This window comes from Microcoleus sp. PH2017_35_SFW_U_B (assembly GCF_020737865.1).
In the GTDB taxonomy this organism is placed as follows: Bacteria; Cyanobacteriota; Cyanobacteriia; order Cyanobacteriales; family Microcoleaceae; genus Microcoleus.
Map to the genome: position 1 here is coordinate 1 of NZ_JAEQDE010000150.1, position 11047 is coordinate 11047.

Here is an 11047-nt window from a genome sequence, read left to right on the forward strand (position 1 = left end):
TTGGTTTCACGTACTTTGCCATATTAGTATTATGGATCGCCATGTACGCATTGTCCAGTCTTGTCCAATAAATTAATGATTAGAGGCATACCGATCGCCTCCACGGGCAAACAATTAAGTCAAAAAGCCTATTTATATCCAGGTATTGCCACAGTTATCTTTGTCGTGTCGATGTTTGTCGCCGTCGGAAATTCCGTAGCATTCAACTTTCTGCTGTCAGCCTACCTCGCCGGTGCGGCTTACTACTTTATCTATCAACTGTGCGGCAAACACAAGCCGTGGTGGGTATTGCTTGGTACCGCTTTAGCTACAGTTCTGATATTGCTCAGCCCCTTACTGATTGGATTTATATTAGTATTTAGAGAAATTTTGCCCGGTCGCTTGCCCGCAGAAGGCGAAGAAATCAGTTTTTTGCCTTTTTTAATCAGAATGTTCTTCGGGGCGGGTCTGATGGAAGAATTGCTGAAAGCCTTGCCCGTTTTGGGAGCTTTGATCCTGGGCAATTTGCTAAAAAATCCGTGGCGCGATCGCATCGGCGTTTGGGAACCATTAGACGGAATTTTATTAGGAAGTGCCTCAGCAGTCAGCTTTACACTATTAGAAACCCTGGGACAGTACGTCCCCCATATCATCCAAAATGTCACCCTGCAAGCAGGCCCCGAAGCCGGACAATTAGTAGGATTGCAATTGCTAATTCCCCGAATTTTGGGTTCCGCCGCCGGACACATGGCTTACAGCGGCTATTTGGGATATTTCATCGGTTTGAGCGCACTCAAACCCACGAAGCGCTGGCAAATTTTAGGCGTAGGTTATTTCAGCGCTTCCGCACTTCACGCCTTGTGGAATGCGTCAGGTGCAGTCAGCGTACTTTTGCTAGCATTAGTCGGAGTTTTGTCCTATGCGTTTTTAGTAGCCGCAATTTTGAAAGCCCGGGCTTTGTCTCCCAATCGATCGCAAAATTTTGCAACTCGAATATTTTCCGAAAAATGATTGCTGAGAGCTTAATTGTTAACAGCCCCGCGCGTCAAGCTGCCATTTTTTTCTTGTGTTTCAACCAGCTTAAACCTGCCAGTGCTAAACCTGTCCCTGCAAATGTTATCGGTTCGGGAACTGGTTCGGCTGCGGTATCCACTAGGGAGTAAGAAACCCGCGCACTGCTGATAATTGTACGACCTCTGCCCAAATAACCCTGCCTGTTGCTAACTATTGTCTCACCATACCCCCAGAAATAAGATGCCCACGTACTGATCGCCTCCTCGGTACCCATATACCAGGTTGCCCTGCTCTCAAACTTGATGTAATCAGTCCCTCCTCGTGCCTCTTCTCTCGTCGCATACTCCACACCCGATGCTTGCAGTCCGCGAAAATTCCCTTGATTAAATAAAGCTATAGCCCCTGCTAAATCATAGTCATTTTTATAGACCCTGATAGGGGTGTTAAATCTTCCCTCACCCACTGCAATTTTTTCAGATCCTATTCCTGTCAGTGAGGAATCACTAAACTTAAAAAAACCACTACCTCCACCCTTTTCCACTTGAAAATTGTAGGTAAGGACGGCTGCTTGTGCTTTCTCAACTGCTGCCACTGACACCGCTGCAAAACCTAGAATTGTGCTAGCGATCGCACTTCCGAATCTCTGCCGTTGTTTCCGATTCATAATTTGCCTCTTCGCTACATTAAATTGGCGTGATTTTCTGTGATTGTTGGTCTGATTTTTCTTCTTAAAACCGCCCTTCACTGTTTGTTGTTAAGAGCGATCGCACCCATCATACCGCCCTTTTTTTCTGGGATTTAAACCAACTCAAACCAGCCAGTGCTAAAGCTGTACCCGCAAATGTTAAGGGTTCGGGAACCGGTTCGGCTGCCGTATCCACTAGGGTGTAAGACATAGGCACGTAGTTAAGCTGTTGACCCGCACCTCGGTCTATTATTTGTCTTAATTGACCGCCACTTAAGTATGTAATTAGGATACTACTGTATCCCCAAAACAAAGGTTTCCCATTGCCCATAGCAGGATACATACGCCAAACTGCCGAGCCCTCATATCTAGTATAAACAGGCCCTCCTTCTGCATCCGGAATGTTAGTTTCTGAAATCGAGTAGTCGCCACCGCTTGCTATCAGTCCCTGAAATTCCCCACCCTTGAACTCAGCTTTTGCCCCTGCTAAATTGTGGTATTTTTGAGGTGGCTTTTCTTCATATAGGCCCCTGCCAGAGGGAGCTGTAAAACCATTAAATTGTCCCTCAGAAACTGCTATTTGTTCAGTTTCTCCGCCTGTAAGCGAGGAGTTACTCAATTTAAAAAAACCGCTCGATCCGGCCACTTGAAAATTGTAGGTGAGGACGGCTGCTTGTGCTTTGTCAACTCCTACCAATGACACGGCTGCCAAACTTAAAATTGTGCTGGCGATCGCACTTCCTAATCTCTGCCTTTGTTTTTGATTCATAGTCGGCCTCATCAGATTTTACTTAAGTTTAGTTTGTTGCTGACAGCGATCGCCAGTAAGTATGCCCATTCTTAACATAAATTCTTTTCAATTCAAAGATTGCCCAATCTAAATATCGAATTACTACGGATGGCATTTTTCCGAAATTTGTATTATTTGTTACTTGTTGACTGGGAATTTTTTGCCCAAACAACAGAAATGTTCGATCGTCCTGGAAAAATATGCCGATCAGTTTGTATTGTGGCGATGTGTCGGGCGATTCACGATCGGGATAACTAGGCTTCACAGATTCAATTTCATATTTTAGCGATTTTGTCAATACCCAATTCCCTGAAAAGGGATCGGGTTCCTACTGCCTTTGGCCGTCTGCCTTCTGGCTTCTGTCGCCTGCCTTCTTCCCTGTTTCTTCTTCACCTGTCTTAGAAATTCTTCACCGAAAAACCGGCGGGAAGCCCCTGGCTACCGACTTGGAGAGGAACGCTGCTGCGCCGACCGCCGCCTTGAGCTATCTTTAGTCATATGTGATATAATTAGCGGTATGGAACAAGTTTTGACAGTAGCTTGCAAGATTGAAGTCTCTCCCGAAGTTGCCCCTAAGTTGGAGGCAACGCTTCAGGCGTTTTCTGATGCTTGCACCTACATCAATCAAACTGTTGACCCTAAGCTGACAAATAAACCCCGCATTCAAGGCTTGGTTTATGAGCAGGTGAGGGAGCAATTTGGGCTGTCTGCCAACTTAGCGATTCGGGCAATCGCCCGTGTCTCTAGCAACCGTAAAACCGCCAAACAAAAAGGCAATCCCGTCCGAGCATTTAAGCCAACTAGCGTTGACTATGACGCTCGAATCTTTGCTTTTAGAGAGAAGGATTGGACGGTTAGCCTGACGTTGGTGGGCGGTCGGGAACGCTTCAAACTTGCCATTGGTAATTACCAGGTTGGACTGCTTAAGGGAGCGAATCCTAGCAGTGCGACCTTGTGCAAGCGTCAGGATGGAAGCTACTACGTCAACATCCAGATTAAGTCTGAGGCGACCGATCCCATCCCATCCAAACGAGTGATTGGCGTAGATCTCGGTCGCAGAGATATTGCAGTTACCAGCCTTGGCGATCAGTGGGATGGAAAGCAGATAACGGACGTTAGAGACAAATTTGCCAGAGTCAGAGCATCGCTCCAACAAAAAGCCTCGAAAGGCACAAGATCTACTCGCCGCAGGGCAAGACAGATTTTGCAACGGCTGTCGGGACGTGAACGTCGCTATCAAACTTGGCTAAACCATAACATCAGCAAATTGATTGTGCTGTCTGCACTTCAACACAATGCCATCATTGCGATTGAAGATCTGACAGGAATTAGAGAACGCACCAATCAGCAACCTCGAAGCAAGACGGAACGTAGACGCTCGCTTCTGTTGGGCATTCTTTCAACTGCGATGGTTTCTGAGCTACAAAGCCGTGAAATACGGGGTGGAAGTGGTGGCTGTCAATCCTGCCTACACCAGCCAAACTTGCCACAAGTGCTTGCACATTCATCCGATAAAAGGCAAGTCTTATCGAAGTGGCAAAGTGTTTAAGTGTGGACACTGTGGCAATCATTGTGATGCTGATGAGAATGGTTCAAAGGTGATTTCAATCGTTGGAGCATCCGTAAACATGCTCGGAGGTTCGGTGTTGTCTTGCAACCTTGCAGACTGCATCAGGGCTACAGAAAGCCCCCGGCTTAAGGTCGTGGGGTAGTTTACAAATAGTTTGACTGTGGTACTATCTGGATGGCTGTGAGTCGATCGGGAAGCCAACGGGCTTGATTCCTGTGGTGGAGGAGAATCCAGGAGTGCTAGATAGGATGTCATTGGGATACGGAAATGTTTTCGGTCAGCGAAGTCAACTCGAACCCCTCCGCATTGGGGTTATTGGAGTTGGCAATATGGGTCAGCACCACACGCGAGTTCTGAGCTTGCTCAAAGATATCGAACTCGTAGGTGTTGCAGATATAAATGTAGAGCGGGGAATTGATGTAGCAAGCAAATACCGGGTTCGCTTCTTTGAAGACTACCGGGATTTGCTTGCCCACGTAGACGCAGTTTGCGTCGCCGTTCCAACTCGCCTGCACCACCCTGTGGGGATGTCTTGTCTCCAAGCAGGGGTTCACGTTTTAATTGAAAAGCCGATCGCGGCTAGCATTGCTGAAGCCGAATCTTTGGTCAATGCGGCTGCTGAAGCCCACCGGATTTTACAAGTGGGTCACATCGAGCGCTTCAATCCAGCTTTTCAGGAACTCGGCAAAGTGCTGAAAACTGAAGAATTACTGGCATTGGAAGCTCATCGGATGAGTCCCTATTCCGATCGGGCCAACGACGTATCGGTAGTTTTGGATTTAATGATCCATGACATCGACTTGCTCTTGGAATTGGCAGATTCTTCAGTGGTGAAGCTGACGGCCAGCGGCAGCAGGGCCTCAGATTCAGGTTATTTAGACTACGTAACAGCGACGCTGAACTTTGCTAACGGCATAGTCGCCACTCTGACTGCCAGCAAGGTGACGCATCGCAAACTCCGTTCAATCGCCGCTCACTGCAAAAATTCTTTGACAGAGGCAGATTTTCTCAACAACGAAATCTTGATTCACCGACAAACAACCGCCAATTACGTGACGGATTACGGTCAGGTGCTTTACCGTCAAGATGGGTTGATCGAGAAAGTCTACACCAGCAATATTGAACCGCTCCATGCAGAATTGGAGCATTTTATTAATTGCGTGCGGGGTGGCAATCAGCCTTCTGTCGGAGGAGAACAAGCTCTCAAAGCTCTTCGGCTTGCAAGTTCGATCGAGCAAATGGCTCTCGACGGTCAAGCTTGGTATCCCAAAGAGCTAGAGTCTACTTTGCAAGTTAGCTAAATCGACAAAAATTGTGTCGTTTCCGGGTGCTTCTACAGTTTGGGTTGGTTGTTCGTTGAAAAGGGTAACTGTTCGGGCGCAACCGGATTCGATGTGAGTCGATTTGAGATTTTCAATTTGAGATTGACTTGCAGTATTGAATCTGAGGGCTTAAACAGTCGATTTGAGATTTTCAATTTTCAATTTGAGATTGACTCCTATCCTCTATAGGGGGATTCAACAGTCGATTTGAAATCTGAGATTTGAGATGAAAGAATTGACTCCAAAGATGAATCTGAGGGCTTGAACTAAAATTGAAATTTTGGGTTCTCTACAATCTAAGTATGGCAAGTATCTGTTTTTGACTCAAATTACAATTTAGGTAAAAAAACAGCGACTATTTGACGGCTGATGGTTTTGCTAACTAACTGATTTCCTTGAGGACTGAGGTGAATGCTGTCTCTATACAAAGTTGAAATTTGAGCCGCACAATTGGCTGCACAATTGAAAATGGGAAGAAAATCTATGTAAGTAATTTTCTCACGTTCGACGAGTTCGGCGAGACGCTCTCTAGCCTTGATTTCCCAGTCGCGAGAGCCAGAGTCGCCGAATTCGCCCCGCTTCGGCGTCAGGGCTAGCAAAAACTTGACGTTGGCCGATACTGCTATTTTCTGGATTTGGTGAATAGCTTCTAAGTTGCAGCCGACTACATCGCTTTCGGCTGCTGGTGGTGCTAATTGGCGAGCCGGCACTTTTGGTAGCAGGTAGCGGCTCAATAACTCTAGTGTCGCCGATCGAGGTTGGCGATCGGGATAAGATCGATCGCGCCCCACAACTTCAGCACAGGGAGCCGATGCAAACAAATCGTCCGTATTCAGCAGCAAAACCAAAACCTTTGCTCCAAAAACACCAAACCGCTTCGCATAAGCAAGTTGATTCCTCGGCCCCCAAGAATTGGCTGAAGCGTTGAGAACTTCAACATCCGAATAGTTGACTTTTGCACCTGATTGTGAATCGCTCGTCAGATTCTGTACTTGCAGGCTCAACTGCCGAGCCATAATTTCCGAGATGGTATCTGTCTGATCTGTCCACCAACCGCCGTTGGCGACAGAATCACCCAACAGCAAGATACGCAGAGTTTCGGGAGTGGGAGTTGGGGCGATCGATCCAGTACGCATCGAATACTCGTTAATCTCGATCCGGTTGCCCAAACGGCGCACCCTCTGGTTGGGCGCCAACAAATAGCCACACTCGGCATCGGCAATGTAAATCAAGGGATTGCCAAAACCCAGCAGCACGCGCAGCAGCACTTCGATTGTGGCCCACAATCCGGAGGTGAGGGCCAAAACGAGCAGAACAACTTTCAAGAATTAACCTCGATCGAAAACGGATACTTGCTTGGGCACAAAAGTCGGGGAGATGCCAAAATTTTAAACCAAAGTTCAAGCCCCCAGATTCATGTCTGGAGTAAATCGACAGACTGCAAGTAAATCTAAAATCTAAAATCTAAAATCTAAAATCTAAAATCTGAAATCGACTAACCGCTGCTAAATTCCGGCTTTTACCGACAGTCCCCGCACAATTGAGTCATCCGAATCGCCCCCGTGGATATAGAATTCTAGAATATACCGTCAAAACCCGCCGTCAGCCGTCAGTGAAATTGGTGGTTTCAGGAAACCCGTGGACTTAAAACAAATATTCAAAACGCCGAATCCCATAATCGGTGTCGTACATTTACAGCCTTTGCCAACTTCTCCCCGCTGGGGCGGGAACCTCAAAGCTATTATCTCAAGAGCCGAGCAAGAGGCTACTGCGCTGGCTTCTGGCGGCGCAAACGGTATCATAGTCGAGAACTTTTTCGACGCTCCTTTTGCCAAAGACAGCGTAGATCCGGCTGTGGTAAGTGCCATGACTCTGGTAGTCGAGAGGCTAACCAATCTGGTGACACTGCCGATCGGTATTAACGTGCTACGAAACGACGCCCACAGCGCGATCGCCATCGCCTCCTGCACGGGAGCCCAATTCATCCGCGTCAACGTCCTCAACGGCATCATGGCTACAGATCAAGGCTTAATTGAAGGCCAAGCTCACCAGCTACTGCGCTACCGCCGGGAATTGGGCAGCGATGTCAAAATATTCGCAGACGTGCTAGTCAAGCACGGGCGCCCCCTCGGCAGCCCCAACTTAACCACAGCCGTCCAAGAGACGATCGGGCGCGCCTTAGCCGACGCCGTAATCCTTTCTGGCTGGACAACCGGCAGCCCTCCCAATCTCGAAGACTTAGAACTCGCGAGTGCAGCAGCGGGGGAAATTCCTGTTTTCATCGGCAGCGGCGCCTCGTGGGAAAACGTTTCCACGCTCATGCAAGCCGCCGATGGTGTAATTGTATCGAGTTCCCTGAAGCGAAACGGCCGCATCGAGCAGCCGATCGATCCGATCCGCGTCAGTCAGTTTGTCGAAGCCGCCCGCCGCAGCTTTTCCCAGAAAGAGCTCGAACAACAAAACATTGAGACAAATGGTTCAAGAGGGTCAACACCGGAACCGGGCAAAGTCAGTCAATTTTAGATTTTAGATTTTAGATTTTAGATTTGAGTCCACAGATTCATCTGGGAACTCGAACAAAAGTCTAAAATTTTAGTATCGACTCTGACCCTCGTGTCGGAAACCAAATACCCGTTTTGGGGTGGGTCGGAAGTAAAATGTAAAATAGGAATGGGCCAAAGAGGGAATCGGCCAAAGAGGGCATCGGGAATCGGCCAAAGAGGGAATCGGCCAAAGAGGGCATCGGCCAAAGAGGGCATTAGTTAGTTGTTGGTGCTTCTATAGCGGTTTTCAGAAAGATGAGGTATGACTGACAGCTTATATAAGCACTAAACTGGGCACAAGCCCAACTACGTCCGCGAACCTTTTTGAGAAGTGCTATATGTTATTTATCGTATGTATGTTTGTTGTTAGTTGTTGGTTCTAATGCCCAATGCCCTGTTTGCCCAATTCTCAATTCTCAATTCTCAATTCTCAATTTTCAATTCCCCATTCCCCATTCCCCATTCCCCATTCCCCATTCCCCATTCCCCATTCCCCATTAGCAATTACCAAATCAAAAAAATGATTCGCCGACGTTCAACCCCTTGGATTCATCGCTGGTCTAGAACTGCGATCGCAGCCATCGCAGCCATCGGCGTCGTAGAAACGGCCTATCTGACGATCGCTAAATTCACGACAGGCTCAGTCATTTGTCCCACCAGCGGCTGCGACAAAGTTCTCAACAGTCCCTACGCTACAGTTTTTGGCACAGTGCCTTTAAGTTTATTAGGTTGTCTGGCTTACCTGAGCATCGCAATTTTGGCACTCGCTCCCAAAGCCGTCAATCCAGACACCAATAAAGGTCTGCACTCTCAACTAGAAAATCAAACTTGGCAAGCGCTATTTATCATCACCGCTGCGATGGTAATCTTCAGCAGCTATTTGATGTATTTGATGTCTTTTGAAATTAAGGAACTCTGCATTTACTGCATCAGTTCCGCCGTATTTGCGCTGTCGCTGTTTGTGCTGGTGCTAGTCGGCCGCGAGTGGGAAGATATCGGACAGTTGGTGTTTACAGGTATTTTGGTAATGATGGTAAGTTCGATCGGCGCCTTGGGACTGTATAACAGCGTCAGTTCACCTGCTCCTTTTGTTTCTTCTACCCCCGGAATTCTACCCCCAGCCGTGACTACAACCTCCGGCCCTGCACAAATTGCTTTAGCCCGCCACCTCCGACAAATTGACGCCAAAGAATACGGTGCTTACTGGTGTCCCCACTGCCACGACCAAAAAATGCTATTCGGCAAAGAAGCAGCCAAAATAATTGATTATTTTGAATGCGATCCGAAAGGGCAAAATTCCCGTGCTGAAATTTGCCAAGCTGCTGCTACGAATATTAAAGGTTTCCCGACTTGGGAGATTCAAGGTCAGTTTTATTCGGGGACGCAAACTTTGGATAAACTCGCCGATTTATCCGGTTACACGGGCCCGCGCAACTTTCAAAACTGACAGAATAGTTAGAAATTTTAGATGACAGATTTTAGATGGTGAAGCAGTAAATATCCGTAGGCAAGTTATTTGCTCGTTTCCTAGTGCTGCGAAATTAATCTCAAATCTGCCATCTAGGATTAATATTTATAAATTAGTAAAAATTAGTCAGGTCGAAATTTGCCAAAAAGTGGTGACTATCTACTAGGCTGTCTGCGAATAAATACTATAAATTTTACACAAAAACTCCAGAAACCGGGTTTCTGCTGCCAGAGTCATTACACTCAAATGGCACTCATTCGATCGCTATTCTGAAAATTATCTGCGTTGATATAGCGGTTCGATCGAAAGATTAGCGGACGCTTTGTTCAGTTGACAGTTGACAGTTGACAGTTGACCGCACGGGTAGCACTTGACAAAAAAAGTAAGAGGATTGGAGTAATGAATAGTCGGATTTTAATTTATCCCGAAAAAGGTTCCGGCTTTAAACCAATTTTTTATGGTAATCGGTAAGTGGTTCAACAGTTGACAGTTGACAGTTGACAGTTGACAGTTTGAGAGGATCTCTACCTAGAAGGAAGAGGATTGGAGTAATGAATAGTCTGATTTTCATTTCTCCCTCAAAGGTTCCGGCTTTAAACCAATTCTTTCTGGTAAAAGGTAATCGGTAATCGGTAGAAAGGGTCTCTTGGGTTTATGGTGGATATGGTATCAAACACAACTCTTCGCAATTCTGTGATGCCCTCATAGTAAGGATGTCCGGTTTACCGACCGCCACAAACTTATAAAAAATATCAGAAAAAAGGTGGCGTTTTAAAAGCTTAGAATCCAATTACCAATTACCATCACCAATTACCAATTACCAACCAGCATAGCGCACCGAAAAACTAAACAATTCGACAATCAAAAATCAACAATCCACGCATCTGCCACACCGCACAACCGAAAAATTGCGATCGTCTAAAATCAAAAATATAAAATCGACTGAGCAGAACCCCGTGAAGACGTAAAAACGATATGTAGTAATAGCTGATAAAAGTATAGTCATTTATAGACATGGGAGGCTTCAAGTCCCTCCCCCTTCACTTTCACTTTAAGCGGATTGACCCGCCTCGGCTGAACTACGCAGCTCCCTATCCCATCGCTGAACGCATTTGGGATTGCTTTTCTGAGAATATTGTAAGAAGCATTCACGTCAGAATTAATCAACTGACCAGTCGATGTTTTGTACAAACCTCGCTTAATTCGTTTTCCGGTAAATACAGGTTCTGTTTTTGTTTTTCCGTAAACAGGAATTGGATCTAAGCCCAAGAAATTGGCTTTGGAGGTAAAAGATTCCTCCTGCGCGTGAGGAATGCTGACAAAGTTTTGGTTAGTCTGTTTTCCGAGGTTGATATCGGTTTTCCACTGTGCGTTTTTGCCAATTACTAACGTTCCAATTCGTTGCGCGACCAAAATATCAACAATCCTGCGACTCGTATGATGCAAATAATTGTCTACTTTTTGATTGCGACAGCGAGTTAAGCGTTGAATCCGAGGTGAAGTTTTGCGCCTCCCTTTCAATTGGGATTGTAATCGCGATGAGCGCTTGTTATAGAACTGATTGATCGATTTCAATGTCCGCCCGTTAATCAACAGCGGGATAAATCCCGGTTGATTTGAAGTTAGCGCCACTAAATTATTCAGCCCCAAATCAACACCGGCTGCAAAGTCGTTAT

10 protein-coding genes and 1 pseudogene are annotated in these 11047 nt (G+C 46.5%); 6 read left to right on the plus strand and 5 right to left on the minus strand.

The features are described 5' to 3' along the window. Window positions 1-90 precede the first annotated feature (90 nt). Window positions 91-990, plus strand: a pseudogene (locus JGK36_RS31575) (PrsW family intramembrane metalloprotease); the annotation flags it as partial. Between the two features lie 34 nt (window positions 991-1024). Here JGK36_RS31575 and JGK36_RS31580 read toward each other — a convergent pair. The 3 genes from JGK36_RS31580 to JGK36_RS31590 all read right to left on the minus strand — a co-directional run bounded on the left by JGK36_RS31580 (window position 1025) and on the right by JGK36_RS31590 (window position 2766). Continuing rightward, window positions 1025-1657, minus strand: coding sequence for a PEP-CTERM sorting domain-containing protein (locus JGK36_RS31580; RefSeq protein ID WP_293192659.1), 633 nt, complete (start codon window positions 1655-1657; stop codon window positions 1025-1027). Window positions 1658-1766: 109 nt separating this feature from the next. Next, window positions 1767-2447, minus strand: a complete 681-nt coding sequence (locus JGK36_RS31585; RefSeq protein ID WP_293185299.1) for a PEP-CTERM sorting domain-containing protein — start codon at window positions 2445-2447, stop codon at window positions 1767-1769. A 28-nt stretch (window positions 2448-2475) separates the two neighbouring features. Next, window positions 2476-2766: a hypothetical protein gene (locus tag JGK36_RS31590; RefSeq protein ID WP_293199133.1), complete on the minus strand. Its 291-nt coding sequence runs from the start codon at window positions 2764-2766 to the stop codon at window positions 2476-2478. A gap of 219 nt (window positions 2767-2985) precedes the next feature. Here JGK36_RS31590 and JGK36_RS31595 point away from each other — a divergent pair, with 219 nt between their 5' ends. The 3 genes from JGK36_RS31595 (at window position 2986) to JGK36_RS31600 (ending at window position 5339) form a co-directional block, all read left to right on the plus strand. After that, the gene (locus JGK36_RS31595) at window positions 2986-4017 is read left to right on the plus strand and encodes a transposase (protein WP_366039026.1); all 1032 of its coding nucleotides are present in this window, start codon (window positions 2986-2988) and stop codon (window positions 4015-4017) included. Beyond that, window positions 3920-4180, plus strand: a complete 261-nt coding sequence (locus JGK36_RS34045; protein ID WP_367120258.1) for a zinc ribbon domain-containing protein — start codon at window positions 3920-3922, stop codon at window positions 4178-4180. The genes JGK36_RS31595 and JGK36_RS34045 overlap by 98 nt, the downstream gene beginning before the upstream one ends. Before the next feature lie 106 nt (window positions 4181-4286). Then, the gene (locus tag JGK36_RS31600; RefSeq protein ID WP_293185321.1) at window positions 4287-5339 is read left to right on the plus strand and encodes a Gfo/Idh/MocA family oxidoreductase; all 1053 of its coding nucleotides are present in this window, start codon (window positions 4287-4289) and stop codon (window positions 5337-5339) included. Between the two features lie 350 nt (window positions 5340-5689). Here JGK36_RS31600 and JGK36_RS31605 read toward each other — a convergent pair whose 3' ends face one another. Next, window positions 5690-6685, minus strand: coding sequence for an SGNH/GDSL hydrolase family protein (locus JGK36_RS31605; protein ID WP_293192650.1), 996 nt, complete (start codon window positions 6683-6685; stop codon window positions 5690-5692). 313 nt (window positions 6686-6998) lie between these two features. Between JGK36_RS31605 and btpA the strand changes: the two genes are divergently transcribed. Both btpA and JGK36_RS31615 read left to right on the plus strand, forming a co-directional pair. After that, complete coding sequence (btpA, locus tag JGK36_RS31610; protein WP_293199131.1) at window positions 6999-7883, plus strand: photosystem I biogenesis protein BtpA; 885 nt, start codon at window positions 6999-7001, stop codon at window positions 7881-7883. Window positions 7884-8423: 540 nt separating this feature from the next. Further along, window positions 8424-9350, plus strand: a complete 927-nt coding sequence (locus JGK36_RS31615; protein ID WP_293185307.1) for a vitamin K epoxide reductase family protein — start codon at window positions 8424-8426, stop codon at window positions 9348-9350. A 1023-nt stretch (window positions 9351-10373) separates the two neighbouring features. On the opposite strand, the gene JGK36_RS31620 is transcribed toward JGK36_RS31615, so the two are convergent. Beyond that, window positions 10374-11047: transposase (locus tag JGK36_RS31620; RefSeq protein ID WP_293201309.1), on the minus strand; the 674-nt coding region annotated here is incomplete at its 5' end.

Bases quoted from the DNA above. Each gene is read 5' to 3' on its own strand.
- JGK36_RS31580 (WP_293192659.1), bottom strand. From the start codon at position 1,657: ATGAATCGGAAACAACGGCAGAGATTCGGAAGTGCGATCGCTAGCACA.
- JGK36_RS31585 (WP_293185299.1), bottom strand. From the start codon at position 2,447: ATGAATCAAAAACAAAGGCAGAGATTAGGAAGTGCGATCGCCAGCACA.
- JGK36_RS31595 (WP_366039026.1), top strand. From the start codon at position 2,986: ATGGAACAAGTTTTGACAGTAGCTTGCAAGATTGAAGTCTCTCCCGAA.
- JGK36_RS31600 (WP_293185321.1), top strand. From the start codon at position 4,287: ATGTCATTGGGATACGGAAATGTTTTCGGTCAGCGAAGTCAACTCGAA.
- JGK36_RS31615 (WP_293185307.1), top strand. From the start codon at position 8,424: ATGATTCGCCGACGTTCAACCCCTTGGATTCATCGCTGGTCTAGAACT.